Raw genomic sequence first — 25,351 nt, 5'->3', positions numbered from 1 at the left:
GCCTTTCGGCCGCCCGTTCCTGTTTGTCAGGCCGCGATCTCGAGGCCCTTGGCGAGTTCTAGCGCCTGCCGCTCGAAGAGGCGGCGATAGATACCGTTCTCGCGGCGGACGAGCACGTCATGCGTGCCTTCTTCGGCGATGGTGCCGTGATCGAACACCAGCAGCCGGTCCATCGAGCGCACCGTCGACAGGCGGTGCGCGATGACGATGGCCGTGCGGCCTTCCATCAGCCGCTCCATCGCCTCCTGGATCAACGCCTCCGATTCCGAATCGAGGCTGGACGTTGCCTCGTCGAGGATCAGAACCGGCGCGTCCGCGAGGAACGCCCGCGCCAGCGCGACGCGCTGCCGCTCGCCGCCCGAGAGCTTCACGCCCCGTTCGCCGACCAGCGTCTGGTAGGCTCTCGGCAGGCGTTCGATGAAGTGATGCGCATTGGCCAGCTTTGCCGCAGCGACGATCTCGTCCATCGAGGCGCCCGGACGGGCATAGGCGATGTTCTCCGCCAGCGAGCGGTGGAACAGGATCGGCTCCTGCTGCACGATGGCGATCTCGCCGCGCAGCGACGACTGTGTGACATGGGCGATGTCCTGACCGTCGATCAGGATACGACCCTTGTTCACGTCGTAGAGGCGCTGGATCAGCTTGACGAAGGTCGTCTTGCCCGATCCCGAATGCCCCACGAGGCCGATCTTCTCGCCCGCCGCGATCGTGACGTTGAAATCGCGATAGAGCGGCGTGTCGTGGCCCGCATAGTGGAAGGTCACGTCGTCGAAGCGGATCTCGCCGGCGCCGATCTTCATCGGAACGGCATCGGCCTTGTCCTCGATGCCCAGCGGCTGCGACTCGAGCGAGACCAGTTCCTCCATGTCGTTGACGGCGCGCTGCAGGTTTCGGACATGCATGCCGACATCCAGCAGATAGCCTTCGAGCACGAAGAACGAGGTCAGAACGAACGTCACGTCGCCGGGTGTCGCCCGGCCATGCCACCACAGCCACAGCACCAGCCCGACCACGGCGCCGCGCAGGATGACGACCATGGCATTCTGGGCTGTGCCGTTATTTGTGCCGCGCGCCCATGTCCGCCGCGTCCGGCCGCGCCACTTGGCGATGATGCCGGCAAGGCGCTGGTCTTCGCGCGCCTCGGCGCCGAAGGCCTTCACCACCGCGTTGCAGCTGACCGCGTCCGCCAGCGCGCCGCCGAGCTTGGTGTCCCACTGGTTGGCGAGGCTCGCCGCCGGCGCGACATAGAACAGCGACAGCGACACCGTCACCGCGACATAGATGATCGAACCGACCGCGACGATCACGCCCATCATCGGCCAGTAGGCGCCGAGCAGGATCGTCGTGCCGACGAGGACCACGACGGACGGCAGCAGCGCCAGGATCATGGTGTCGTTCAACTGGTCGAGCGCCCACATGCCGCGCGAGATCTTGCGGACAGTTGAGCCGGCGAAGCTGTTCGCCTGCCAGTTGGTCGAGAATCGCTGCACCCGGTAGAACGCTTCCGACGCGACGTCGGACATGATCGCCAGCGTCAGGCGGATGATCCCGGTGAAGGCGATATGGCGCGCCACGACCATGCCGGCGCTGAGCACCATCACGGTCGCGAACGCCTCGATCGCCAGACCTAACGCCTGGTCGCGGACCGCGGCCGGCGACGCGATGGCATCGACGATGCGGCCGGCATAGAGCGGCAGCAGGACATGCGCGAGCGTCTCCAGCAGCATCGCGACCATGATGAAGGCTGCGACGAATTTCTGTCGTCGCCAGTGCCGGAACGTGAAGGCGAAGACGCGCGCGAACGGGCCGGACAGCCAGCGGCGGGGCGAGCGCGCCTGAGCGGTGATAGCCATGATGATTTCCGGTCGCGCCAACGCAACCGGCCTCGAATTGGAAAATGTCGGGACGGCGCGCGGCGACCCGAAAGGGCACGGCAGCGCGCGACGATAAAGTCAGGATGTCGATTGGGGGGGGGCGGCAAACGGGCACGGTCGGGGACCGCACCAGGGACTGCCGCTCGACCTGCCTATCGGCCGGAAAGTTCCGGCGGGAAGTCGGGAACGACTGTCATATGCATCGATGCCATGCAGACCTCCCTGGCAAGAGACAACAGAAGTAAGACGATACAGACGAAGCTTCGGCTTGGCAACCGGCGGTTTGCCAACGACGTGGTCTGTGTCGAAAAAGCAACGGCCGCGATCGTGGATCGCGGCCGTCAGGTCGTGGAAAGAAGCCTTGGCGGCCGTATTGGTCCGCTTACTCCGCCGCCGTCGCCGGAGCGGCGGCGTGCAGCGCACGCGTCGCTTCCTGCGCGAAGCAGAGGTCGAGGATGCGCTGCACTTCCGCGGCGCGGCGGAAGTCGGGCTCGCCGTTGACGCCGGTGTTGCAGGCTTTCGCGAAGCGCTCATACGTCGTCGGGACCGGCGGGCATTCCACGGTTTCCCAACCGAACGTGTCGATCTCCGGTCCTTCGCAGATCCTGAGCGCCGAGGTCTTGCCGTCCGTCTTCACTTCCATGCCGCCCGACGTGCCGAAGATGCGCAGCGTCAGGTCGTTGGCATGGCCGGTGGCGAAGCGCGTCGCGGTGATCGTGCCGAGCGCGCCATTGGCGAACTCCGCCGTCATCACTGCCGAATCGTTCGCGTCGAGCGGGTATTCGCCGATCTTGTCGCCGTCGGCCTTGTGGAAGGTCTTCAGGCGGCTGTCGACGGCGACAATGTCCGTATCGGCGCCGAACGAGGCGAAGTCGACGATGTGGACGCCGACATCGCCGAGCACGCCCTTCGAGCCATGCTGCGACGACAGGCGCCACAGCCAGCGCGATTCGGTGCGCCAGTCGCCCCAGGCCTTGCTGACGAGCCAGCTCTGCAAATAGGACGCCTCGAAATAGCGGATGTCGCCGATGGCGCCGCTGCGCACCAGCTCGCGCGCCTTCTGGAGGGCGGGCGAGTTGCGATAGGTGAAGTTCACCATGTTGATGATGCCCTTCGCCTCGGCGGCGTCGGCCATCTCGAGCGCGAGCGGATAGCTCGTCGCCAGCGGCTTCTCGCAGAACACGTGCTTGCCGGCGGCGATGAGGCGCATCGTCGTCGGATAGTGCACGGCGTCCGGCGTCACGTTCGCAACGGCGTCGAATTCACCCCACGCGATCGCCGATTCGAGATCGGCGAACAGGTTCTCGATGCCGAACTGCTTGCCGAAGGCCTCGCGGCGGGCCGCGTCGGTCTCGACGGCGGCGACGAGCTCGGTGTCCGGAGCGGCCTGGAAGTTGGTCGCATGGCTGACCGCCATGCTCCCTGTTCCGAGGATGAGGAGCTTGACCATGATGTGTTGTTTTCGTTCCTGTGGTGGCCAGAGGTCCTGCGCGGCTTCTCAGCGGAAGCCGGCCTCGCCGGGCTTGTGCAGGGTTTCGCCCTTGATGGTCATCGGACCGTTCGGGGCCTTGTCGGCCGGCGTGTTCGGCGCCTTGGTGATGCCCGCCCAGGCCGGAGCCGGATTGTTGGCCCACTTCACGGCGTTCTTCAGCACCTGCTTGACGTCGGTGTTGTAGTAGATCGGGTAGGTCTCGTGGCCGGGCGAGAAGTAGAAGATGCTGCCGCCGCCGCGCTTGTAGGTGAGGCCCGAGCGGAACACTTCGCCGCCTTCGTACCAGGTGACGAACACCGTTTCCATGGGCTCCGGAACCGTGAAGGGCTCGCCATACATCTCGGTCTGCTCGATCTCGAAATAGTCCGAGAGACCCTGGGCGATGGGATGCGAGCGGTTGATGACCCAGACGCGCTCCTTCTCGCCGGCCTCGCGCCACTTCAGCGAGCAGGGGGTGCCCATCAGCCGCTTGAAGATCTTCGAGAAGTGGCCGGAATGCAGGACGATGAGGCCCATGCCTTCCCAGACGCGGTTGGCGACGCGCTCGACAATGGCGTCGGAGACCTCGCCATGGGCCTTGTGGCCCCACCAGATCAGCACGTCGGTCTCGGCGAGGCGGGCCTCGGAAAGGCCGTGCTCGGGCTCCTGGAGGGTGGCGGTCGTCGCCTCGATCATCGGATCCTCGGCGAGGCCCTTGGCGATCGTCGTGTGCATGCCTTCCGGATAGATCTTCCGGACGGTCTCGTTCTCCTGCTCGTGGACGTTCTCGCCCCAGACGACGACGCGGATCGTCATGATCTCATTCTCCCTTGGCGTTCCTTGGCCTTGCGACGGGCTCGCGCCACGGGGAGGCGCGAGGATTGAACCGGTTCAAATCTGGTGCGGCGCATTTGTCTGCGCGTTTCCAAAGCGCTTTGGATCGGCAAGTGGCAATCTATAGCGCGCGCCGCGACGGATACAATATCGTCCGTGAAGGTCTGGTTCCGGTCATCCACCGCGACTGTGCGCATGGGCGGCGGAGAACCTTGACGCGGCCGCGGCTCTGTCTCTATAAGCCGGCATCTTCTCCGGGCACGGCCCGGCGGCGGGCGGTTAGCTCAGCGGGAGAGCATTCGCTTCACACGCGAAGGGTCACTGGTTCAATCCCAGTACCGCCCACCATCTTCATTCCCCATCCGATATCGCAGTGCGTTTGACCGCCTCTCAGGCCGGCGGCCGTTTCGCCTCGCGCCACAAGGCCTCCATCTCGTCGAGGCTCGCCTCGGCGGTCGTGCGGCCTTCTGCCGCTAGGCGCGTCTCGATGTGGCGGAAGCGCCGCCGGACCTTCTCGTTGGTGCTGCGGAGTGCCGCGTCGGGGTCGACATCGAGATGCCGCGCGAGGTTGACGACGACGAAGAGGAGGTCTCCGACCTCGTCCCGCAGCCGTTCCGGCGAGCGCTCGGCAGCGGCCAGCTCCTCTTCGACCTCGCCGATCTCCTCGCGCATCTTGGCGAGAACCGCGTGCGGGTCGTTCCAGTCGAAGCCGACCGTCGCCGCCTTCTTCTGAAGCGCCATGGCGCGGGCGAGCGGCGGCAGTCCGGCGGGAACGCCGTCGAGCAGTCCGGACGACGAGTCCTCGGCGAGCCCGGCGGCCGCGCGGCGCTCGGCCCGCAGCCGCTTTTCCTCGGCCTTGATCGCGTTCCACATGCCCTTGGCCGATCCGGCGCTCCGCGCCTCGGCATCGCCGAACACATGCGGGTGACGGCGGATCATCTTGGTCGTGATGCCCTCGACGACGTCGCCGAAGCCGAACGCGCCTTCCTCCTGCGCCAGCTGGGCGTGATAGACGACCTGCAGCAGGAGATCGCCGAGTTCCTCCTGGAGATCGACGCGGTCGCCGCGCTCGATGGCATCGGCGACCTCGTAGGCCTCCTCGACCGTGTAGGGCGCGATGGTCTCGAAGCTCTGCTCGAGATCCCACGGGCAGCCGCCGTCGGGATTGCGCAGAGCGGCCATGATCTCGATCAGGCGGTTGATGTCGCGCGAGGGCTGCATGGGTCTTCCTGCGGTGGGACGGCGGAGCGCGAACCCTCACGGCTCGCGCGATGCCCGTCAAGCCGGCAGCGAGGGTGCCCGGCGCCTCTTTTTTGGACGCTCCGCACAGGGGCGGGACGCGCGGCTCATGCCTCCACGGGATGGAAGGCGCATAAGCGTGCAAGGCGGGCGACAGTCCCGCGCGGGGGAAGCGAATGGCCGCCAAGGACAGCGGGAAGATGTCTCTTCCCATGCTCACCGCCATGGTCGTCGGCTCGATGGTCGGCGCCGGCATCTTCAATCTGCCGGGCCGCTTCGGCACCGCGACCGGCCCCTTCGGCGCGATCATCGCCTGGGCCATCGCCGGCACGGGCATGTATATGCTGGCCCGCGTCTTCCAGGCCCTCGCGGAGAGGCGGCCAGACATCGATTCGGGCGTCTTCGCCTATGCCAAGGCCGGCTTCGGCGACTATATGGGCTTCCTGTCGGCCTTCGGTTACTGGCTCGGCAGCTGTCTCGGCAACGTCTTCTACTGGGTGCTGATCGGGTCGACGCTCGGTCGGTTCTTTCCTGATCTCTTCGGCGACGGCAGCGCGCCGGCGGCGATCATCCTGTCGCTCGTCGGCATCTGGACGTTCCATTTCCTGATCCTGCGCGGCGTCGAACAGGCGGCCTTCGTCAATACCGTGGTGACGATCGCCAAGATCGTGCCGATCATCGTCGCCATCCTCATATTCATCTTCGTCTTCAACTATCAGCAGTTTTCCGAGAACTTCTTCGGCGGCGTGGGCATGCCGGAGAAGACGCTGGTGCAGCAGGTGCGTGACACCATGCTGATCACGGTTTTCGTCTTTCTCGGCATCGAGGGCGCCAGCGTTTATTCGCGCTTCGCGAAGAAGCGCGCGGATGTCGGTACGGCGACCATTCTCGGCTTCGTCGGCGTCATGGGGCTCATGGTCGCCATCACGCTGCTCCCCTATGCCGCGATGCCGCGCGCGACGATCGCCGGCGTCAGCAACCCCTCGCTCGCCGGCGTGCTGGAAGTGGTGGTCGGCCACTGGGGTGCCGTCTTCATTTCGATCGGCGTCCTGATTTCCGTGCTCGGCGCCTATCTCGCCTGGTCGCTGATCTGCGCGGAGGTGCTGTTCGCGGCGGCGAAGTCGAAGGACATGCCGAGGCTCTTCGCCGCGCAGAACGGCAACCGCGTGCCCGCCAACGCGCTGTGGCTCACCAACATCGTCGTGTCGCTGTTCGTGATCTCGACCTACTGGTCGCGCGACGCGTTCAACTTCATGCTCGACATGACGAGCGTCACATCGCTGCTGCCCTATCTGCTCGTCGCGGGCTATGGCGTTCTTCTGGCGCGGAGCGGTGCGGGTTACGAGAAGACACCGTCCGATCGTCGCCGCGATCTTTCCTTCGCCGCGATCGCCGCCTTCTACGTGCTGATCATGTTCCTCGCCGCGGGGCTCAAATATGTCCTGCTGGTCGCGGTGCTCTATGCGCCGGGCACCATCCTCTATGTCTGGGCCCGGCGCGAGCAGAACGCCCGCCTGTTCGCCCCTGCCGAACTCGCCGTCTTCGCGGTGACCGTTCTCGCCGGCCTCGTCGGCGTGGTCGGGCTCGTCACCGGCTTCATCACGCACTGAAAAGAAAAGAGGGAGGTGCCGTCATGGCGAGCGATGTTCCGTTCGGGGTTCATTCCGAGGTCGGTCAGCTCAGGAAGGTCATGGTCTGCGCGCCCGGCCGTGCCCATCAGCGGCTGACGCCGAGCAACTGCGACGCGCTTCTGTTCGACGACGTACTCTGGGTGGAGAACGCCAAGCGCGACCATTTCGACTTCATGACCAAGATGCGCGACCGCGGCATCGAGGTGGTCGAAATGCACAATCTCCTCGCCCAGACCCTCGCCGTTCCGGAGGCCAAGGCCTGGATCCTCGACAACCAGATCGTGCCGAACCAGGTCGGCCTCGGCCTCGTCGACGAGATCCGGTCCTATCTGGAAGGCCTGACGCATCGCGAACTCGCCGAGACGCTGATCGGCGGTCTCTCGACCTACGAGTTCCCGGATACCCATGGCGGCGAGATGATGAAGCTGGTGCGCGAGGCCGCCGGCGTCACCGAATATCTGCTGCCGCCGCTGCCGAACACGCTCTACACGCGCGACACCACCTGCTGGATCTATGGCGGCGTGACGCTCAATGCGCTCTTCTGGCCGGCCCGTCACGAGGAGACCATCCTCGTTACCGCCATCTATCGCTATCACCCCGATTTCGCCGGTCGCGTGAAGGTCTGGTGGGGCGACCCGCTGGAGGATCACGGCCTCGCAACCTTCGAGGGCGGCGACGTGATGCCGATCGGCAAGGGCAATGTCCTCATCGGCATGAGCGAGCGCACCTCGCGCCAGGCGATCAGCCAGGTGGCGCAGCGTCTCTTCGCGGAAGGCGCAGCCGAGCGGGTGATCGTCGCGGCGATGCCGAAGCTGCGCGCCGCCATGCATCTCGACACGGTCTTCACCTTCGCCGACCGCGACTGCGTCCTCTACTATCCGGACATCGTCGACGGCATCCAGGCCTTCTCCTACCGGCCGGACGGCAAGGGCGGGCTGGAGCTGCACAAGGACAAGGGAACCTTCGTCGAGACGGTGCGCGACGCGCTCGGGCTCAAGAAGATGCGCGTCGTGGAGACCGGCGGCAACGACTACATGCGCGAGCGCACGCAGTGGGATTCGGGTGCCAATCTCGTGTGCGCCGCGCCGGGCGTCGTCTATGCCTATGACCGCAACACCTATACCAACACGCTGCTGAGGAAGGCGGGCATCGAGGTGATCACCATCGCCGGTGCCGAACTCGGCCGCGGCCGTGGCGGCGGTCATTGCATGACCTGTCCGATCATCCGCGACGCGGTGGACTACTAGTCCTGTCCCGGCGCGCCCGCGGTTCCCCGCCGCCGCGATGCATGGGGGGCGGGCGATGAAGAGCCCGACACCGGGGGCGCCGCGTCCGCCGGGCCTCGTCGAGGCCCTCGTGCCCGTCGCGGCGCTGATCGTCCTGGTCGCGCTCTCCTATCTCCTCTTCGGCGATGCCGGGGCGAAGGGGCCGAACCAGGTCGCACTGACGGTCGCCGCGATGATCGCCGCGCTCATGGCGACCCGCCGGGGCTGGACCATGGCCGAGCTGACCGATGCCGCCGCCGCCAGCGTGGCGAGCGGCATCGGCGCGATCTTCATCCTCTTCGCGGTGGGCGCGTTGATCGGCAGCTGGGCGCTCAGCGGAACGCTGCTTGCGATGGTCTATTACGGTCTCGCGCTGCTCGATCCCGGCTCGTTCTATGTGACGTCCGCGGCGCTCTGCGCCGTCATCTCGCTGGCGATCGGCAGTTCCTGGACCGTCGTCGGCACGGTCGGTGTCGGCCTCATGGGCATCTCGGCCAATATGGGGCTCGATCCGACGATCTCGGCGGCGGCCATCATCTCGGGCGCCTATTTCGGAGACACGACCTCGCCGCTCTCGGATTCGGCCAACCTCGCCGCTGCCTCGGCCGGGTCGGCGCTCTATGATCATCTGCGCGCCACGCTGCCGATCTCTCTCGGCGCGCTCGTCGCGACGCTGGTCGTGTTCTGGCTGCTCGGCACGCCCGGCGCCGCGGATACCGGAGAGAAGCTCGCCGCCATCGCCGCGATCGCGCCGACCTCGCCGCTGATCTTCCTGCCGCTCGCGGTCGTCATTCTTCTGGCACTTCTGCGCCTGCCGCCCTTCACCACCATCTTCGCCGGCGCGATCACCGCCTGCCTCCTGGCCGTCGCCCTCTCGCCGGGCCGCGTCCTCGCCTTTGCAGCCGCGCCGGACCTGCCGGCGCCGCTCGCGCTCCTGAAGGGCGCCTGGCTCGCGCTCGCCTCCGGCTATGTCTCCTCGAGCGGCAACGCCGCGATCGACGCCATAGCCAGCCGCGGCGGCATGGAGAGCATGCTCCCGACCATCTGGCTCGTAATGTCGGCCTTCGCCTTCGGCGGCATCGTCGAGAAGACGGGCGTACTGGAAAAGATCGTCGCGCCGATCGCCGGTCTAGCACGTTCGACGGTAAGCCTCGTGGCGGGGCTCGTCGCCGCGGTGTTCGCGAGCAACGTCGTCACCGCGGACCAGTACCTTTCCATCGTCTTGCCCGGTCGCATGTTCCGTCCGGAATTCGAGAAGCGCGGCCTCTCTCCGCTGGTCCTGTCGCGATCGGTGGGCGCCGCGGCGACGCCGACCTCCGCGCTCGTTCCGTGGAACAGCTGCGGCGCCTATATGGCGGCGACCCTCGGCGTCGCCACCGTCGCCTATGCGCCTTTCGCCGTATTCGGCATCGCGAGCCCGCTGATCGCGATCGTCGTCGCAGCCCTCGCAGCCCGGACGGGCAAGACGAGATCCCGATAACCGATGCGCGAAATTAGGGACGCCGTGCACAGTTTCGGGATGCGGCGCTCATGCGGATGAGGGCAGCATCATCCTAAATGATGAGGCGGCGACACGGTCAGCTCCGTATCGTCCGGCTTGTGGGAGCCATGTCGTTCGGAGCAGGCGATCGCGCCCGGCGGGTTTTCGTCCAGCTGCGCGATCGCCGACGTGCCGTGATCCCGCCATTCGGTTAAGAATGACCGGCACGATCGCTGCACGGCCGGGGGCTCATGATCATGTTTCGACGCTGGTTCACGCGCCTCCTGCGCCGCGCGCTCCTTGCCGTGCTTCTTGTCGTCGTCACCGTTCTCGGCGTGCGCATCTACATGGTCGAGCAGGGGCCGCCGCTGGAGCTCTGGCACACCCATGTGCCGAAGGAGCTCACCGTCGCCGCCATGGATGGCGGGACCTATGCCGATTATCTCTCGGCCGAGAATGCGCTTTTCGCCGAGGTGAAGAGCGCGGTGACCGACCGGCTGGAGCCGTCGGAGCGCGTGCCCTTCAATCGGTATTTCGCCGGTAGCCCGGTCAATCCGGAGCGCTTCGCCGTCGACTGGAACCGGTCCTTCGAACTGATGCCGGACGGCGAGCCGGTGGGCGCTGCCGTCTTCCTGCACGGGCTCACGGATTCGCCCTACAGCCTCCGCCATCTCGCCGCGCTCTATCGCGACAACGGCTTCGTGGCGATCGGCATACGCCTGCCCGGTCACGGCACGGTTCCGGCCGGTCTGACGACGGTCTCATGGCAGGACTGGATGGCCGCCGTCCGCCTCGCCGTGCGCGAAGCGCAGGCGAAGGTCGGCGACAGGCCCATCCATCTCGTCGGTTACTCGAATGGCGGCGCTCTGGCGATGCTCTATGCGCTCGACGCGATCGAGCAGCCGACGCTCGCGAGGCCCGCCCGCATCGTCCTTTTGTCGTCGATGATCGGCGTCACCGGCTTCGCCCGCTTCTCGGGGCTCGCCGGGCTGCCCGCGCTGCTGCCGGCCTTCGCCAAGGCCGCCTGGCTCGACATCCTGCCGGAGTTCAACCCCTTCAAGTACAACTCCTTCCCGGTCAACGCCGCCCGTCAGTCCTATGCGCTGACGATGGAGGTGCAGGACCGGCTGACGCGGCTGGCGCGCGAGGGAAGGCTGGCGCCGCTCGCGCCGGTGCTCGCCTTCCAGTCGGTTCTGGACGCGACGGTCAGCGCCCACGCCGTCGTCGACGCGCTGTTCGGCCGGCTACCGGAAAATGGTAGCGAGCTGGTCCTGTTCGACATCAACCGCCACACCGAACTCGGCCTACTCTTCCGTGCGCAGAGCGAGACGAGGCTGGAGCGTCTGGTCCCGCCGGCGCCGCGCCGCTACCGCCTGACGGTCGTCGCCAATCGCGATCCGTCCACCGACGAGGCGGTGGCGCGGACGACGGAGGCCGGATCGACGAGCGAGACGGTGACGCCGATCGGCGCCCGGTGGTCGCCCGATGTCTATTCGCTGTCGCATGTCGCGCTGCCGTTCCCGCCCGAGGACGGTCTTTATGGCGACCAGCCCGACCCCGCCGACGACTTCGGCATCCATCTCGGCACGATCGCGGCCCATGGCGAGCGGAGCGCGCTCATCGTCAGCCTCGACTGGCTGCTGCGCATGTCCTGGAACCCGTTCTTCCCGCTCATCGGCGAGCGCGTTGCGGCGGGCTTCCCCGCCGGCCCGCCGCCTGCCTCCAATCCTGCCGAGGCGCCGCCGCTCGCCGCGCCGGCGCCCGCGCAGCCCTGAGGACCGAGCGACGCTACCGCCCGAGCAGCGGCGTGATGTTGCGGATCGTGACACGGCGGTTCTCTCGAGAGGGACCGTCGGTCCGGACCTTCAGATAGTCCTCGCCATAGCCCTCGGTGACGAGGTTGCGCGGCGGTACCCCGAAATAGCGCACCAGGATGCCGGCGACCGAATCCGCCCGGCGGGCGGAGAGTTCCCGATTGGCGAGCCGCGTGCCGACCGCGTCCGTATGCCCCTCGATCAGGAACACCTGGTCCGGCCAGCGCTCGACGATGCGCCGGACGGCGCGCCCGATCCTCTCCAGTTTCCAGACCTGATCCTCGGGCACGCGGGCCGAGCCGCTCGGGAAGGTGATGGTGTCGAGATCGACGGCTGCCACACGTTGACGAATGCGCTCGGAACGTTGAATTTCGTTGATTGAATAGCCGCCGGAGCCGCGTCGCGGCGCAGCGCGCAACGCCCTTTCGATCTCCGCTTCGCTGGCCCGGCCGCCATCGAGATCGGCGCCGGGCGGCGGCGGAACTTCGCGTGGGTCGTAGATTCGCGGCGGCGCGACGGGCGTTCCCGCGCCCCGCGTCCGGTCGATGATCACCGCTTCTGTGCCGTTCGGAGCGATCTCGACGCGGCGGATGATCCGGCCCGAGGCGTCGCGCTGCTCGACGATCGTCCCGCCATCGGCGCGCGGCGTCCGTGTCTCCGTGATGCCGTTTCGGCGCGTCACCACCGGCTTGGCCGGCTTCGGCGCTGCCTCTTGCGGCTGCGCGGCGGGTGGCTTGGCCGGCTTGGCGGGCGCTGTCTGCTTGGCTTCTGGAGCCTTGGCTTCCGGCGGTTTGGCTTCCGGCGCCTTGGCTCCTGGTGACTTGGCTGTCGGCGTCTCGGGCGGCGTGTAGGGCTTGGGGCCGGCGTCCGGCGAGGCGGGGGTTGCGGGAGCGGGGGCCGCCGGCGCCTGTACCGTTGGCGGCGGATTGACCGGCGCCGTTGCCGCCGGCGCGATCCCCGCCGCCGACTCTGCGGAGCGCAGCGATTTCATCGCATTGGCGACCGAGCGTCGGGCCGCCCGGATGTCGCCGCCCGTCTCCTCCGCATCCTGTAGTGATTTCTCGGCTTTCTCGAGCGCGCGTTGGGCGGCCTCGACACGCTGGTCGGCCGTCGCCGCGGACTGCGCCATGACGGGCAGCGGCGGAAAGGTGAGGGCGGGCGCGAGCATCGCGGCCGTGACGAGAAGAAGGGGGAGGCGTCTCATCGGCGGTCTCTGTGGGTCGGAATGGCATCGGACCGCGCGAATGCGGCGGTCTCATGGGGCGAGCTTCGCCCGTTCCGGCTGAGCCGAGGCTGAACGGCGTATGAAGCGATGCCGCAGGAAGCCGGCGCAACGCCTTGGCCGGACACGTCTCCGCTAGACCCTCTCGAGCCTCATATGCGGTTCCGCCGGAAGATGCAGGGCAATCGGATCACCCGCGCGCACGGTGCCGCCCACGATGACGATGCCCATGATGCCGGCCTTTCGCACAAGCTTGCCGTCGGCGTCCCTGCCGAGCACCACTGCCGTCAGGCCGGGGCGATAGGCATCGAGCTGGGCGCAGGGATTGCGGAGGCCCGTGATCTCGACCAGCGCCTCGTCGCCGATCGCGAGCCGAGCGCCGCGCGGCAGGCCGAGCAGGTCGATACCCTCTGTCGTGATGTTCTCGCCGATCGCGCCCGGCGCAATCTCGAAGCCACGCGCGGCGAGTTCGGCGAACAGTTCCGCATGGACGAGATGCACCTGCCGCAGATTGGGCTGCGTCGGGTCCACCCGGACGCGCGAGCGGTGCTTCACGGTCTCTCCGCAATGCGCGTCGCCCTCGACGCCGAGACCGGCGAGCAGTCTGATCTCGTCGAGCGCAGGCTTGGAGAAACCGTGCACCGGGCTCGCGGCTACCGAGACGACGCGGGACGCCGTCACCGCGCTGGACCGGTCTCGATCGGCAGGTCCGTGCGCGAGCCCCACTCGGCCCAGGATCCGTCATAGAGCGCGACGTCTGGAGCGCCGATCGTCTCGAGGCCGAGCGCGAGAATGGCAGCCGTCACGCCCGAGCCGCAGCTGGTAATGACCGGTGCGGCAGGATCGATACCGGCACTGGCGAAGACCGCGGCGACCGCGTCCGGCGTTTTCAGGCGGCCATTCTCGATCAGCGCCGAGGCAGGGACGCTGCGGCTGCCCGGCATGTGGCCGGAGCGAAGGCCCTGGCGTGGCTCGGCCGCCTCGCCGCGGAAGCGCTCGGCAGGCCGCGCATCGGCGATCTGGACGTCGCCGCGCTCGACGGCGGTGATCATCTGGTCGACCGAGCGGATGGCGGATTGGTCGAGATGGGCGGCGAACACCGCGGGCGAAGGCCTGGCAGATCCGGTCTCGACCGGCAGGCTGGCGCTCGTCCAGGCCGGCAAGCCGCCCTCGAGGATCCGGACATCGGCGGCGCCCATGACGCGGAAAGTCCAGCGTACGCGCGGCGCGGAGAAGAGGCCGGCGCCGTCATAGACGACGATGGTCTGCCGCTCGGAGATGCCAAGCGCGCCGGCCGCGGCGGCGAAGGCGGCGGCGTCGGGCAGCATATGCGGAAGCTGCGTCGAGAGATCGGCGATACGGTCGAGATCGAAGCGCACCGCACCGGGAACGTGGCTGGCGAGGAACTCCGCCTCGGCGTCGCGGGCCATGGCCGGCAGGTACCAGGAGCCGTCGACAATGGCGACCGAGGGATCGCCGAGATGCTCGGCCAGCCAGGCGGCGGTGACGAAAGGCGTGCTCATGGTCGGCTCCAGGCTGGGGATCAGGCTCGGGCTCAGGCGAAACGGATGCGGATGCGGCGGTTCTGCTTGCCCTTGTTCTCGATCTTGGAGACGGCGAGCGCGCCGATCTCCGCCGTCGACTGGACATGGGTGCCGCCACAGGGCTGCAGGTCGATATCGCCGATCCGAACGAGGCGAACGCGGCCGCTGCCCATCGGCGGCTTGACGCTCATCGTCTTCACGAGGCCGGGATTGGCCAGAAGCTCGTCGTCGGTGATCCATTCCGTCGTCACCGGATGATCGGCGGCGATCATCTCGGCGAGGCGCGCGTCGATCTCTTCCTTGGCGGGGATCGGACCATCGATGTCGAAATCGAGATGGCCTTCCTCGGCGCCGATCCGCCCGCCCGTCACGGGATAGGGGACCGCGACGGTGAGGAGATGCAGACCGGTATGGATGCGCATGTGACGATGGCGCACCGGCCAGTCGAGATGCGCCACGACGGTCTCCCCGATCTCGGGCGGCGCGGAGCCAGCCGTCGGCACGTGAACGATCTCGCTCTTCGAGCCGCCATAGACGGCGGTCGCGATCTCGATCATCGAGCCGTCTGCACGCTCCAGTCGCCCGATATCGCCAGGCTGGCCGCCGCCGGTGGCGTAGAATACCGTCCTGTCGAGGATGATGCCGCCTTCCGGCGTCAGTCCCGTCACGCGCGCCTCGGCGGTGGAGAGATAGGGATCGTCGCGGAACAGGAGGACGGTATCGGTCATGATGGCCTGTCAGGAATCGGACGCCTCGTAAGGCACGTCGATCTTTCTATCACGCTCCAGCCAAGCCGGAACCGGCAGGCCCTTGTCCCGCAGGAAGGCCGGGTTGAACAGCTTCGACTGGTAGCGCATGCCATAGTCGCAGAGGATCGTGACGATGGTATGCCCCGGACCGAGTTCGCGGGCGAGGCGGATCGCACCCGCAATATTGATGCCCGATGAGCCGCCGAGGATCAGCCCCTCGTGCTCGGCGAGGTCGAAGACGATCTCCAGCGCCTCGGCGTCGTCGATGAGATAGGCCGCATCGACGGGTGCGCCCTCGAGGTTGGCCGTGATGCGGCCCTGTCCGATGCCTTCCGTGATCGACGAACCTTCGGAGCGCAGGACGCCTGTCGTGTAATAGCTGAAGAGCGCGGCGCCATGCGGATCGGCCAGGGCGATCTTGACGCCCGCATTGCGCTTCTTGAGTGCGATACCGACGCCGGCCAGCGTGCCGCCCGAGCCGACGGCCGCGACGAAGCCGTCCACCTTGCCGCCGGTCTGCTCCCAGATCTCGGGGCCGGTGGTATCGATATGCGCCTGACGGTTGGCGATGTTGTCGAACTGGTTGGCCCAGATCGCGCCGTTCGGCTCGCTCCGCGCCAGCTCCAGCGCCAGCCGCCCCGAGAGGCGGACATAGTTGTTCGGGTTCTTGTAGGGGACGGCGGGGACCTCGACGAGCGTCGCGCCGGCGAGGCGAAGCGCGTCCTTCTTTTCCTGCGACTGCGTTTCCGGGATGACGATGACCGTCTTGTATCCGAGCGCGCCGGCGACGAGCGCGAGGCCGATCCCCGTATTGCCGGCGGTCCCCTCGACTATGGTGCCGCCCGGCCGCAACTGCCCGCGCGCGATCGCATCCTGGACGATGTAGAGCGCGGCGCGGTCCTTCACCGACTGGCCGGGATTGAGAAACTCGGCCTTTCCGAGGATCTGGCAGCCCGTCTCCTCCGAGGCGCGGCGGAGGCGGATCAACGGCGTGTTGCCGATGGCTTCGATGACGGACGGGAGAACGGCCATGAGACTCTTCGATCAGGCTGCGAGGAGCGGGACGGCCATCAGACTTGCGGCAAGCCGCCGGGCTTCGCAAAGCACCCACCGGCTGGCTATGTCGCGGAACCGGAAAAAAATGCTCTTCAGCGGCCGGATTGGGAAATCATGCCTCATTCTCCGCCACGAAGGGCGGCGAATGCCTCGAGTGCCCGCTGTCGCGAAGCCGAAAGATCCACGATCGGCCGCGGATAGCCAGCCGGTGGCGCATGCTTGGTCACGGTGTGGATGTCCGATGCGTCGAGGCCGGCCAGCTCTTCGACGTAGGCGCGGATATAGGTCGCCTCGGGATCGTGCGTCTCGCCCTGCGTCACCGGGTTGAAGATGCGGAAGTAGGGCGCGGCATCCGCACCTGAACCCGCGACCCACTGCCAGCCGGCCGGATTATTGGCGGCGTCGGCATCGACCAGCGTATCCCAGAACCAGGCTTCGCCGATCCGCCAGTCGACGAGAAGGTTCTTGGTCAGGAACGACGCGGTGATCATGCGCACGCGATTGTGCATCCAGCCGGTGTGCCAGAGTTCGCGCATGCCGGCATCGACGATCGGAATGCCGGTCCGGCCATTCTGCCACGCCCTGAGAGCGGAGGGATCGGCCTTCGGCCAGGGGAAGGCGTCGAAGCGGGGCTGGAAATTGCGCGTCGCGAGGTTGCCCTTATGGAAGAGCAGGTGCCAGGAGAACTCGCGCCAACCGATTTCGGACTGGAACTTCGCGATGGAGCGCTCCGCTCCCGTCGAACTCGCGTGCCGCCGGTTCTCCACTGCATGCCAGACCTGGAACGGGCTGACCTCGCCAAAGCGGAGATGCGGCGAAAGGCGCGACGTCGCGGCCTCGGCCGGCTGGTCGCGATGGCCGGCATAGCGGACAAGCCGCGTTTCGACAAACTCCTCGAGACGGGTCGCCGCGCCTGCTTCACCCGGCGTCCACGCCTCGCGTAGACCGCCCGCCCAATCTGGATGGCGTGGCAAGAGGCCCCAGTCGTCGAGCGCTTCGCCTCGAACTGCCTTGGCCGGACTGGGCCAGGAGCGGGGCACGGGCAGCGGCTGGCGCGGCGGCGCGGCGCCCATGCAGGCGCGCCAGAACGGCGTGAAGACGCGGAAGGGCTGATCGCTCTGCGTGCGCACGGTCCAGGGTTCGAAGAGGAGGCTGGCCTGGAAGCTCTCGACAGCGACGCCCTCTTCCTTGAAGCGAGCCTTGAGCGCCGCGTCGACCGCGCGCTCTCCCTCGCCATAGCGGCGGTTCCAGCAGACGGTTCCGGCGCCGAGTTCCTTGACAAGATCGTAGACCAGACCTTCCGCAGGACCGCGCTTCAGGATCAGCCGATGCCCATGCTTCTCGATCGTCTCGGCGAGAGACGCCAGAGAATGGTGCAGCCACCACTTGCTGGCGGCGCCGAGCGGGCGAATTCCCTCGCTGACCTCGTCGAGACAAAAGAGGAAGGCGAGCGGTCTTCCACTCGCCACCGCCCCGCTGAGCGCCGGATTATCGGCAAGCCGCAGATCGTCGCGGAACCAGACAAGGGCGGGAGCTTCGCGGTCGGGCCGGGGGGCATTTGGGCGGGTCATGCGCAGGGAACTAGCGCAGCGACCCGCCGCCGGCGAGGCCCTGAGCGCGGCCTTTCTAAAGACCGTCCGTCCCTATTCGGCAGCGACGAGCCCGCGCGCGGGCCGGTCCTCGATCCGCGCCCAACGGGGCCGCTCGAACAGGAAGCGGAAGCGCGTTCCCTGGACCAGCCGGAAGAACAGCACCGGAGTCACAACGGCCACGGCGGTCACGATCAGGGATACCGTGCCGAGATCGGGAATGACGCCCGACTTCAGCAGCACGGCGCGGGTCGCGGCCATGGGCAGGAAGAAGGCGAGATAAATGACGATCGAATTCTGCCCGCAATAGCGCAGCCAACCGAGCCGGTGCGACCTCGAGAGCAGCGCCGAGAAGCTCACCACCGCCGCCGCGCCGGCAAGGCCGAGGCCGAGGCTGACGAGCGGAAGTTCCGACCAGCCGCCGAAGACAGCGATGGCTTCGACCGCCGCCCAGGCGAGCAGGCCAGCCGTCGCGACCAGCGGCCGCTCGATGACACCGGAGGCGAGGCGGAAGATGACCGGCGCGAAGATATAGCCGGTGTAGAAATAGACGAAGCGCGACGCGAACTCGTCCGGGATCACCCAGCCGGTGTCGATCGGCGCCGTTTCCAGCGCCGCCGCGGCGATCCAGACGATCCACCACGGCACGCCGCGCAGCAGCTTGGTGACGGCGAAGAAGATCGGCAGCAGGAAGATGAACCAGAGTGTGCCGAAGGGATCAACGAAGGCGAGCAGGAATTCGCGCAGCGCGCCCGTGACGCCCGCGTCGGCCACCATGCCCGGCGCCTTGAACAGGAACTGGATCACCAGCCAGAGCACGTAGAAATAGGCGAAATGGACGATCTTGCGATCGGCATAGGTGCGCCAGTCGCGATCGATCACATTGGCGAGGAAGAGGCCCGAGATGAGAAAGAAGTCGGGCATGCGGAACGGCTTCGCGAAGGCGACCACATGCGTCATCCAGCCTTCCGCTCCGGCCGCCTTCTCGACCCCGAGGGTCGAGTGCATCATGACGACCATGATGATGCAGAAGCCCTTGGCGTAGTCGACCCAGTCGATACGGCCACTCGTCCGCCCAGACATTGCCATGGCGCTGTTCCCGATCTTCATCGATCGGCGAGACATAGCGCGGCAAAGAGCGGCCAAAGGTTAATTCGGGCTGATAAAACCGGCCCTATCTTCGGAAAATTTTAGGGATTGGTGAATCGGGGCCGGCCCGGCGAAACACCGGACCGGCCACTTCGCATCAGCGACGGCTGTCGCAATCCTCGATGTTCTGGCTGCCGCCGGGTCCGCAGGAATTCGGCGGGTTGTCCATGGCGTTGATGGCGGCGGCATCGCTGGCCGCATTGCCCGCCCCGGTGCTCGAGCAGCCCGAAACGGCCGACAGTCCGGCCAGCATGGCGAGCGAAAGGAAGAAGATCCGCATGGTCATCTCTCCGTCGTGAAAGGGCGGCTACGCGCCGTCCGGGCAGTCCGTGACGTCGGCCCTGCCGCCGGGTCCGCAGGAATTCGGCGGGTTGTCCATCGCATTGATGGCGGCGGCGTTGTTGCCGGTGCTGGAGCAGCCGCTAACGGCCGGAAGCGCCGCCAGCAGCGCCAGAGTGAGAACGACGATACGCATGATCACCTCGGAATCGGGGGACGTTGATGGGCGTGGCCCGCATGAAGCGGATTCGGTGTGAGCCACCCAACAATATCATAGGGCGCCGACAGTAATGTCCGCATAGCACGGAGCAGCCCCGAAGCTTTGATCGCGCACCGTCCCGGATCGGACTAAGGCCTGCCGCGGCAATCCTCGACATTTCGCGAGCCGCCGGGACCGCAGGTGTTCGGCGGATTGTTCATCGCCTGGACGGCGGCCCAGTTGTCGCCGGTGCCCGTGCAGCCGCCGAGAGGAGCCAGCGCTGCAGCGATGAGGGCGGCGAGGATGAAAATGCGCATGGGAGGGATCGCTAAGGAGCCGGTCAGCGCATCGGCACGAGGCGCTTCGCCGCGCAGTCTTTCTCGACCGCGACGGCGATGAGCGCATTGCGCTCGCCGCGGGCCCTGGCGACCTCGGCGATGAATTCAGGGCTGCGCGAACCGGTACCGAGCAGCAGGAACTCAAGCGTAGGGCTGCGCTGGAAGCCGGCGATCGTCGAGTTGTTGTTGCCGATCGGGATATTGAGCTTCTGGATGCGAGCCGCGATCTGGTCGCAGCTGAGCTTGCGGAACGGCGCCGGGTCGACCGGGGTCACGGGCTGGTATTGGGCGAGAGCGGGCAGGGAGCCGGCAAGGAGAGCGGCGATCGCCAGAAGAGAGCGGTTCATCGTCGTCACTCCTTGCCTTCCTAGTCGAGCGGGTGGCGGCGCCTCAGCGCCGACCACCGCCGCAATCGTTGATGTTCGAGCTTCCGTCCGTGCCGCAGGCATTGACGGGATTGTTCATCATGTCGACGGCCGCGGCGCTGTTGCCGCTGCTGGAGCACCCGGCCAGCGCCGCGAGACTGGCGGCCATCGCCAGCGAAAGCACGAAAAGACGCATCTCAAATCCCCCGAGTTACGAAACGTCACTGCATCGTCAGCCGTCATTGTCCGAGTTCAGCTCCGACGGACGCTTGCCCTCGTCCGGCGGCTGGCGATTGATCAGGCCTTCCTGCTCGGCCCAGCGACGGAACACCATACGCAGCGCCTCGGGCCTCGACGTACCCGGCGCCTCGTCGGCTATGAACCGGTCGAGCGCGGCGATGAGTTCGGGCGCCATCCGGACGCCGACGAGCGTCGTGTCCGTGCGCGGCCGACCGCGGCTCTTCCGGTCGATGGATCCGGTCATGCTCATGGAATTACTGATAACGGAAAATCCCGTCCTCGGCAATTCGGCGCCGGGTAGATCAGGCCGTCAGCGGCGCCACGACTCGCGAGCAGATCCAGAGAATGCGAGCCGGTTCGTCGCCCGACGAAACGCAGGCATGGCCCATCGTGCTGTCGAAATAGCAGCTGTCGCCCGGCTCCAGCACGGTCGGCGCATAGTGCTCGGTATGGAGCGTCACCTGACCGGAGAGGACATAGAAGAACTCTTCGCCGGAATGACGGACGAGGCTCGGGAAATCGGCCATCGACCGCGCCTCTATGGTCGTCAGCAGCGGAATGAACTGCTTGCCCGAAAGCTCGGCCGCAAGCATTTCGTAGGTGTACTGCTCGGTCGAGCGGATGACGCCATGGCCGCTCCGCGTGACGGTGCGGCGGCCGCCGACATCGCTCGAGCTCTTTCCGGTGAAGAGTTCGGCCATATCGAGGCCGAGACCTCCCGCGACGCGCAGCAGCGTGTCGTAGGTCGGCGACATCTGGCCGTTCTCGATCTTGGACAGCGTCGACGAGGCGAGCCCGCAGCGGTCGGCGAGTTCCTGCAGCGTCATGCCGGCCTCGCGGCGGAGCCGTCTCAGGATGCCGGAGATCTGGTCGCTGCCGCGCGGCGGGACCCGCTCGACACCGGTCGCCTCGCGCCGGCGCGCCGGCTTGGTGGTGATGGGCATGCGCAATTCCTATCGGAAACATTTTTGCATTACAGGATTCCGGACTACTTGGCAAAGCCGCTGAAATGGAGAGCCAATGCTGCCCGTGCGGGTTTTTTGTCGACAGAGTGTGCGCAGTTGTCGACCAACTTCGGTTGGCCGATGCGTTTCTATAACTATCTGATTTATCGAGATCATGTGCCGCACACCCCTTTGGCCACGCGCTGTTGGCTTGCCGCAACGAAGTGGTGTTACCGCCCGTTTGCGTAGCATCCGGGCGGCGATGCAGAAATTTTGGCCTATACGAAACTTATTTCCTCTGTATGGTTTCCGATCGGAAAGGCAGGGAGCGGTCGGAACGGCCGCGTGCCGGCTGGCGCGTGTCGAGGGCACGGGCGGGTCGGTATCGAACCAAGAGGGGAATTTCCGATGAGATTGAGAGCAAGGGCCCTGGCATCGGCCTTCGTCCTGGCATCGCCGCTCTGGCTGGCGGTGCCCTCCTTCGCCGAACGCGTGCTCCGGCTCGACGAGGCGCCGGTGGGCGAGGTCGATCCGGCCAAGGCGACCGACTATGCCGATACGGTCCTGATGACCAACATCTACGACACGCTGGTCTATCCCAAGGCCGGCGGCCCAGGCGTCGAGCCCCTGCTCGCCACGGAATGGACGACGGACGGCAAGAGCTACACCTTCAAGCTCAAGGACGGCGTGAAATTTCACTCCGGCAATCCGCTGACGGCCGACGACGTCGTCTTCTCGCTCAACCGCATGATCGCGATGGGGCAGGGCTTCTCCAACCTTTTCGCCGGCCGTGTCGAGAAGGCCGAGGCGGTCGACCCGCTGACTGTCAAGTTCACGCTGACCGAGCCCTACGCTCCCTTCCTCGCGGCGCTCGTCCGCCTGCCGATCGTCGACGCGAAGACGGTCATGGCCAACAAGGTCGACGGCAAATATGGCGAGTTCGGCGACTATGGCGAGGCATGGCTGTCGGCCCATGATGCCGGCTCGGGCGCCTACAAGGTCGAGAGCCAGAATCCGCAGTCCGAGACCGTCATGGTCAAGTTCCCGGATTATTTCCTCGGCTTTGCCGAGAACGCGCCCGACAAGGTGCGCTACCGCTACGGCCTCGAGGCGCCAACCGTTCGCGCGCTGATGTCGCGCGGCGAGCACGACATCGCCGATCTGTGGCTCCCGCCGGAGGTCATCCGTTCGCTTGCGGCCGAGAAGGGCATCAAGCTCGATACCGAGGCAGGCGGCGCCACCGGTGAATACATCAAGCTGAACACCGCCCGCGCGCCCCTGGACGACGTGCATTGCCGGCTCGCGCTGACCTATGCCTTCGATTACGACACGACGCTCAAGATCCTGAAGATCAACGACGAGCGGGCACAGGGCATCCCGATGAAGGGACCTCTGCCGAGCGGCCTGCTCGGCTACGACAAGGATCTGCCCGACTACAAGCAGGACATGGACAAGGCCAAGGAAGAGCTGGCCAAGTGCAAGTATGACCCCAAGTCGAGCCCGCTCGACATCGCCTGGATCGCCGAAGTGCCGGCCCGCGAGCGCATCGCGCTGCTGATGCAGGCTCAGTTCTCCAAGCTCGGCTTCCCGGTCAAGGTGATCAAGACCCCGTGGGCGCTGGTCTCCGAGCAGGTGACGAAGCCCGAGACGGCGCCGCACGCCGTGGAAATCGCCGTCGCCGCGGTGACGCCCGATCCGGATTCGCTGCTTTACAACATGTACTCCTCCAAGGTCCCGCCGACCTGGATGTCCGCCGAACACCTGAAGGACGCCAAGGTCGACGAATTGCTGGAGGCCGGGCGCACCGAGACCGATCCGGCCAAGCGCGAGGCGATCTACAAGGAGCTCAACAAGACGCTCCGTGACCTCGCCCCGGCCATCAACGCCTACGAGTTCACCGGCGTTTACACGGCGCGCGACGTGGTTGCGCTCCCGAAGCTCGAGGACAAGTCGAAGCAGACGCTCGACAACTTCAACCTCCTGTTCCGCGAGATGAGCATCACCGAGTGATGTCGTGGGGCTGGCCGGCGGATACCCACGTCCGCCGGTCAGCCGCCCCGCTTCCAATCGAGACGTCGATGACCAAGCGCATGTTCCGGATCGTCGCCGCCGGCGGGAACGCCGTCGCGGCGCCGCGGCCCGCCTGACATCGACCCCGAGGACCCGGCATGAACTGGACATCGATAGGCAAGCGGCTCGGCGCCGCGCTGGTGGTGATGATCGGCATTTCCATGCTGATCTTCGCGATCGCCCGCGTCATGCCGGGTGATCCCGCCCGCATCGCGCTTGGCCCGAACGCCTCGGCGGAGCAGGTCGCCGCGCTGCGCGCCGAACGTCATCTCGATGCGCCGCTGCCGGTGCAGTATTTCGAGTTCCTCAAGGCGCTCTCGCGCGGGGATCTCGGCAAGTCGCTCTACACGAACCGGCCGGTCACGACCGACATCGCGCAGTTCCTGCCCGCGACGCTCGAGCTCTGCATCGTCTCGGCGATCGTCATGGTGCTGCTGGGCTTGCCGATCGGCATCCTCTCGGCGCATTTCCGCGGGCGGATGCCGGATCATCTCGGACGGCTGGTGGCGCTGATCGCCGTCTGCACGCCCGCCTTCGTCTGGGGCGTGATCCTCCAGCTCTTCTTCGGCTATTTCTGGCCGATCTTCCCCATCGAGGGGCAACTGATGCAGTCGACACCGGTGCCGCCTCACGTCACCGGATTCCTGCTGATCGATACACTCGCAGCCGGCAACGGCGCCGCGTTCCTCGACGCGCTCTATCACCTCGTCCTGCCCGCGACGGCGCTGGCAATGTCGGGCCTCGGCCAATGCGCGCGGCTGACCCGTTCCAACATGATCGAGGTCTACGACAAGCCCTATGTCGAGATGGAGCGCGCCTACGGTTTCCGTCCTTTCCGGATCGCGACGCGCTACGCCTTCCGCCCGGCCTTCATTCCGACGCTGACCATCCTCGGTCTCGAATTCGCGGCGATGCTGGGCAATGCCTTCCTCGTCGAGAAGGTGTTCGGCTGGCCGGGCCTCTCGCGCTACGGCGTCGAAGTCATCATCCGCAAGGATCTCGATGCCATCGTCGGCACCGTCCTCATCATCGCAGTCGCGTTCCTGATCATGAATGTCCTCGTCGACATCCTGGTCGGCGTGGTCAATCCGCGCATTCGCCTCGCGGCGGGGAAGGGCTGAGCAATGTCCGAGCCTGGCTCCCCCGTCGTCGCGCGCCGCGGTGGCTCGCGCGCACTCGCTGCCTTCCTCGGCAATCCCTTGTCGGTGCTCGGCCTCGCGATCGTCGTGGTCATCGTGCTGCTCGCTGTGTTCGCCGACTTTGTCACCCCGTTTCCGGACCATGTCGGGCCGATCGGCGATTTCGCGGCCATGAGCGCCCCGCCGGCGTCGCCCTACATGCTCGGGACGGATGCGATGGGCCGCGATCTCTTCACGCGCATCGTCTACGGCTACCGTCTCTCCCTCATCATGGCCGTGGTCGTTCTGGCCATCGCGACGCCGGTCGGCGTCATCGTTGGCCTCGTCGCCGGCTACAAGGGCGGCTGGACCGACTATGTGCTGATGCGCATCACGGATGTCTTCCTCGCCGTGCCGCCGCTCGTCCTCGCCATGGCGATCATGGGTTTCCTCGAGCCGACGCTGATCAACGGCATGCTGGCGATCACCGCCATGTGGTGGCCGTGGTATGCGCGGCTCGTCTACAACGTCACCCGTGCCGAGGCGCAGGAAGGCTATGTGCTGGCGGCCGAGACCGTCGGCGCCTCGACGCTGCACATCCTCTTCCGCGAGATCCTGCCGAACTGCTGGCCGTCGATCCTGACGAAGATGACGCTCGATGTCGGCTTCGTGATCCTGATGGCGTCGTCGCTCTCCTTCCTCGGCCTCGGCGTCCAGCCGCCGACGCCCGATCTCGGGTCCATGGTCGCCGAGGGCGCGAAATACATGCCCGACGGCTGGTGGCTGACGCTTTGGCCGGCCCTCGCCATCCTGCTCGTCGTCCTCGGCTTCAACCTGGTCGGCGACGGGCTGCGTGAAGCCTTCGAGGCGGAGAGCTGATC

24 protein-coding genes, 1 tRNA gene and 1 pseudogene are annotated in these 25,351 nt (G+C 66.7%); 8 read left to right on the top strand and 18 right to left on the bottom strand.

The features are described 5' to 3' along the window. Positions 1–26: 26 nt before the first annotated feature. The 3 genes from QO015_RS02480 to QO015_RS02470 all read right to left on the bottom strand — a co-directional run bounded on the left by QO015_RS02480 (position 27) and on the right by QO015_RS02470 (position 4,161). Positions 27–1,853, bottom strand: coding sequence for an ABC transporter ATP-binding protein (locus QO015_RS02480; protein WP_266281687.1), 1,827 nt, complete (start codon positions 1,851–1,853; stop codon positions 27–29). Between the two features lie 403 nt (positions 1,854–2,256). Continuing rightward, on the bottom strand, positions 2,257–3,324 hold the full coding sequence (locus QO015_RS02475; RefSeq protein WP_266281688.1) for a Gfo/Idh/MocA family protein: 1,068 nt from the start codon (positions 3,322–3,324) through the stop codon (positions 2,257–2,259). Between the two features lie 48 nt (positions 3,325–3,372). Next, entirely contained in the window at positions 3,373–4,161 is a 789-nt protein-coding gene (locus tag QO015_RS02470; RefSeq protein ID WP_266281689.1) for a ThuA domain-containing protein, read from the bottom strand. Positions 4,162–4,452: 291 nt separating this feature from the next. Between QO015_RS02470 and QO015_RS02465 the strand changes: the two genes are divergently transcribed. Further along, positions 4,453–4,527: transfer RNA gene (locus QO015_RS02465), tRNA-Val, on the top strand. A gap of 42 nt (positions 4,528–4,569) precedes the next feature. Here the strand turns inward: QO015_RS02465 and mazG are convergent. Further along, positions 4,570–5,400: a nucleoside triphosphate pyrophosphohydrolase gene (gene mazG / locus QO015_RS02460; RefSeq protein ID WP_266281690.1), complete on the bottom strand. Its 831-nt coding sequence runs from the start codon at positions 5,398–5,400 to the stop codon at positions 4,570–4,572. A gap of 170 nt (positions 5,401–5,570) precedes the next feature. Between mazG and QO015_RS02455 the strand changes: the two are divergent. The 4 genes and pseudogenes from QO015_RS02455 to QO015_RS02440 form a co-directional block, all read left to right on the top strand. After that, positions 5,571–7,028, top strand: a pseudogene (locus tag QO015_RS02455) (basic amino acid/polyamine antiporter); the annotation flags it as partial. Between the two features lie 23 nt (positions 7,029–7,051). Continuing rightward, positions 7,052–8,296 carry an arginine deiminase gene (arcA, locus tag QO015_RS02450; protein WP_266281692.1) on the top strand — a complete coding sequence of 415 codons (1,245 nt, stop codon included), beginning with the start codon at positions 7,052–7,054 and terminating at the stop codon, positions 8,294–8,296. Between the two features lie 55 nt (positions 8,297–8,351). Beyond that, a complete protein-coding gene (locus tag QO015_RS02445; RefSeq protein WP_266281693.1) occupies positions 8,352–9,794 on the top strand; it encodes a Na+/H+ antiporter NhaC family protein in 1,443 nt (480 codons plus the stop codon). A 251-nt stretch (positions 9,795–10,045) separates the two neighbouring features. Next, a complete protein-coding gene (locus tag QO015_RS02440; RefSeq protein WP_307288336.1) occupies positions 10,046–11,569 on the top strand; it encodes an alpha/beta hydrolase in 1,524 nt (507 codons plus the stop codon). A 13-nt stretch (positions 11,570–11,582) separates the two neighbouring features. Here QO015_RS02440 and QO015_RS02435 read toward each other — a convergent pair whose 3' ends face one another. The 14 genes from QO015_RS02435 to QO015_RS02370 all read right to left on the bottom strand — a co-directional run bounded on the left by QO015_RS02435 (position 11,583) and on the right by QO015_RS02370 (position 21,282). Then, complete coding sequence (locus QO015_RS02435; protein ID WP_266281694.1) at positions 11,583–12,812, bottom strand: OmpA family protein; 1,230 nt, start codon at positions 12,810–12,812, stop codon at positions 11,583–11,585. 153 nt (positions 12,813–12,965) lie between these two features. Next, positions 12,966–13,511, bottom strand: coding sequence for an MOSC domain-containing protein (locus QO015_RS02430; RefSeq protein WP_266281695.1), 546 nt, complete (start codon positions 13,509–13,511; stop codon positions 12,966–12,968). Next, positions 13,508–14,353, bottom strand: a complete 846-nt coding sequence (sseA, locus tag QO015_RS02425) for a 3-mercaptopyruvate sulfurtransferase (protein ID WP_266281696.1) — start codon at positions 14,351–14,353, stop codon at positions 13,508–13,510. Before sseA ends, QO015_RS02430 begins: the two co-directional genes overlap by 4 nt. A 32-nt stretch (positions 14,354–14,385) precedes the next feature. Next, on the bottom strand, positions 14,386–15,102 hold the full coding sequence (locus tag QO015_RS02420; RefSeq protein WP_266281697.1) for an alanyl-tRNA editing protein: 717 nt from the start codon (positions 15,100–15,102) through the stop codon (positions 14,386–14,388). 9 nt (positions 15,103–15,111) lie between these two features. Further along, positions 15,112–16,155 (bottom strand): cysteine synthase A, encoded by a 1,044-nt coding sequence (locus QO015_RS02415; RefSeq protein ID WP_266281698.1) that lies wholly within the window; start codon positions 16,153–16,155, stop codon positions 15,112–15,114. A 143-nt stretch (positions 16,156–16,298) separates the two neighbouring features. Further along, positions 16,299–17,750, bottom strand: a complete 1,452-nt coding sequence (locus tag QO015_RS02410; RefSeq protein ID WP_266281699.1) for a cryptochrome/photolyase family protein — start codon at positions 17,748–17,750, stop codon at positions 16,299–16,301. Positions 17,751–17,822: 72 nt separating this feature from the next. Continuing rightward, complete coding sequence (locus tag QO015_RS02405) at positions 17,823–18,857, bottom strand: acyltransferase family protein (RefSeq protein WP_370877385.1); 1,035 nt, start codon at positions 18,855–18,857, stop codon at positions 17,823–17,825. 157 nt (positions 18,858–19,014) lie between these two features. Further along, on the bottom strand, positions 19,015–19,203 hold the full coding sequence (locus QO015_RS02400; RefSeq protein ID WP_307288330.1) for a hypothetical protein: 189 nt from the start codon (positions 19,201–19,203) through the stop codon (positions 19,015–19,017). 21 nt (positions 19,204–19,224) lie between these two features. Beyond that, positions 19,225–19,392, bottom strand: coding sequence for a hypothetical protein (locus tag QO015_RS02395; protein ID WP_266281701.1), 168 nt, complete (start codon positions 19,390–19,392; stop codon positions 19,225–19,227). A gap of 152 nt (positions 19,393–19,544) precedes the next feature. After that, positions 19,545–19,712 carry a hypothetical protein gene (locus tag QO015_RS02390; RefSeq protein ID WP_266281702.1) on the bottom strand — a complete coding sequence of 56 codons (168 nt, stop codon included), beginning with the start codon at positions 19,710–19,712 and terminating at the stop codon, positions 19,545–19,547. A 23-nt stretch (positions 19,713–19,735) separates the two neighbouring features. Further along, positions 19,736–20,080, bottom strand: a complete 345-nt coding sequence (locus QO015_RS02385) for a hypothetical protein (protein WP_266281703.1) — start codon at positions 20,078–20,080, stop codon at positions 19,736–19,738. Positions 20,081–20,123: 43 nt separating this feature from the next. Then, entirely contained in the window at positions 20,124–20,294 is a 171-nt protein-coding gene (locus tag QO015_RS02380) for a hypothetical protein (protein WP_266281704.1), read from the bottom strand. 36 nt (positions 20,295–20,330) lie between these two features. Beyond that, a complete protein-coding gene (locus tag QO015_RS02375; protein ID WP_266281705.1) occupies positions 20,331–20,582 on the bottom strand; it encodes a hypothetical protein in 252 nt (83 codons plus the stop codon). A 58-nt stretch (positions 20,583–20,640) separates the two neighbouring features. Beyond that, complete coding sequence (locus QO015_RS02370; protein WP_266281706.1) at positions 20,641–21,282, bottom strand: helix-turn-helix domain-containing protein; 642 nt, start codon at positions 21,280–21,282, stop codon at positions 20,641–20,643. A gap of 408 nt (positions 21,283–21,690) precedes the next feature. Here QO015_RS02370 and QO015_RS02365 point away from each other — a divergent pair, with 408 nt between their 5' ends. The 3 genes from QO015_RS02365 to QO015_RS02355 all read left to right on the top strand — a co-directional run bounded on the left by QO015_RS02365 (position 21,691) and on the right by QO015_RS02355 (position 25,349). Continuing rightward, positions 21,691–23,292: an ABC transporter substrate-binding protein gene (locus QO015_RS02365; RefSeq protein WP_266281707.1), complete on the top strand. Its 1,602-nt coding sequence runs from the start codon at positions 21,691–21,693 to the stop codon at positions 23,290–23,292. Positions 23,293–23,450: 158 nt separating this feature from the next. Then, complete coding sequence (locus QO015_RS02360) at positions 23,451–24,473, top strand: ABC transporter permease (RefSeq protein WP_266281708.1); 1,023 nt, start codon at positions 23,451–23,453, stop codon at positions 24,471–24,473. A 3-nt stretch (positions 24,474–24,476) separates the two neighbouring features. Next, the gene (locus tag QO015_RS02355; protein ID WP_266281709.1) at positions 24,477–25,349 is read left to right on the top strand and encodes an ABC transporter permease; all 873 of its coding nucleotides are present in this window, start codon (positions 24,477–24,479) and stop codon (positions 25,347–25,349) included. Positions 25,350–25,351 lie beyond the last annotated feature (2 nt).

The sequence above is a fragment of the Kaistia geumhonensis genome, assembly GCF_030815145.1.
Taxonomy (GTDB): domain Bacteria; phylum Pseudomonadota; class Alphaproteobacteria; order Rhizobiales; family Kaistiaceae; genus Kaistia; species Kaistia geumhonensis.
This window is presented reverse-complemented; position numbering and strand designations above follow the sequence as displayed.

Bases quoted from the DNA above. Each gene is read 5' to 3' on its own strand.
- QO015_RS02360 (WP_266281708.1), top strand. From the start codon at position 23,451: ATGAACTGGACATCGATAGGCAAGCGGCTCGGCGCCGCGCTGGTGGTG.
- QO015_RS02415 (WP_266281698.1), bottom strand. From the start codon at position 16,155: ATGGCCGTTCTCCCGTCCGTCATCGAAGCCATCGGCAACACGCCGTTG.
- QO015_RS02400 (WP_307288330.1), bottom strand. From the start codon at position 19,203: ATGACCATGCGGATCTTCTTCCTTTCGCTCGCCATGCTGGCCGGACTG.
- QO015_RS02375 (WP_266281705.1), bottom strand. From the start codon at position 20,582: ATGACCGGATCCATCGACCGGAAGAGCCGCGGTCGGCCGCGCACGGAC.
- QO015_RS02355 (WP_266281709.1), top strand. From the start codon at position 24,477: ATGTCCGAGCCTGGCTCCCCCGTCGTCGCGCGCCGCGGTGGCTCGCGC.
- QO015_RS02380 (WP_266281704.1), bottom strand. From the start codon at position 20,294: ATGCGTCTTTTCGTGCTTTCGCTGGCGATGGCCGCCAGTCTCGCGGCG.
- QO015_RS02470 (WP_266281689.1), bottom strand. From the start codon at position 4,161: ATGACGATCCGCGTCGTCGTCTGGGGCGAGAACGTCCACGAGCAGGAG.
- QO015_RS02420 (WP_266281697.1), bottom strand. From the start codon at position 15,102: ATGACCGATACCGTCCTCCTGTTCCGCGACGATCCCTATCTCTCCACC.
- QO015_RS02395 (WP_266281701.1), bottom strand. From the start codon at position 19,392: ATGCGTATCGTCGTTCTCACTCTGGCGCTGCTGGCGGCGCTTCCGGCC.
- QO015_RS02390 (WP_266281702.1), bottom strand. From the start codon at position 19,712: ATGCGCATTTTCATCCTCGCCGCCCTCATCGCTGCAGCGCTGGCTCCT.
- QO015_RS02440 (WP_307288336.1), top strand. From the start codon at position 10,046: ATGATCATGTTTCGACGCTGGTTCACGCGCCTCCTGCGCCGCGCGCTC.
- QO015_RS02480 (WP_266281687.1), bottom strand. From the start codon at position 1,853: ATGGCTATCACCGCTCAGGCGCGCTCGCCCCGCCGCTGGCTGTCCGGC.
- QO015_RS02475 (WP_266281688.1), bottom strand. From the start codon at position 3,324: ATGGTCAAGCTCCTCATCCTCGGAACAGGGAGCATGGCGGTCAGCCAT.
- QO015_RS02410 (WP_266281699.1), bottom strand. From the start codon at position 17,750: ATGACCCGCCCAAATGCCCCCCGGCCCGACCGCGAAGCTCCCGCCCTT.
- sseA (WP_266281696.1), bottom strand. From the start codon at position 14,353: ATGAGCACGCCTTTCGTCACCGCCGCCTGGCTGGCCGAGCATCTCGGC.
- QO015_RS02435 (WP_266281694.1), bottom strand. From the start codon at position 12,812: ATGAGACGCCTCCCCCTTCTTCTCGTCACGGCCGCGATGCTCGCGCCC.
- QO015_RS02385 (WP_266281703.1), bottom strand. From the start codon at position 20,080: ATGAACCGCTCTCTTCTGGCGATCGCCGCTCTCCTTGCCGGCTCCCTG.
- QO015_RS02405 (WP_370877385.1), bottom strand. From the start codon at position 18,857: ATGGCAATGTCTGGGCGGACGAGTGGCCGTATCGACTGGGTCGACTAC.
- mazG (WP_266281690.1), bottom strand. From the start codon at position 5,400: ATGCAGCCCTCGCGCGACATCAACCGCCTGATCGAGATCATGGCCGCT.
- arcA (WP_266281692.1), top strand. From the start codon at position 7,052: ATGGCGAGCGATGTTCCGTTCGGGGTTCATTCCGAGGTCGGTCAGCTC.
- QO015_RS02365 (WP_266281707.1), top strand. From the start codon at position 21,691: ATGAGATTGAGAGCAAGGGCCCTGGCATCGGCCTTCGTCCTGGCATCG.
- QO015_RS02370 (WP_266281706.1), bottom strand. From the start codon at position 21,282: ATGCCCATCACCACCAAGCCGGCGCGCCGGCGCGAGGCGACCGGTGTC.
- QO015_RS02445 (WP_266281693.1), top strand. From the start codon at position 8,352: ATGAAGAGCCCGACACCGGGGGCGCCGCGTCCGCCGGGCCTCGTCGAG.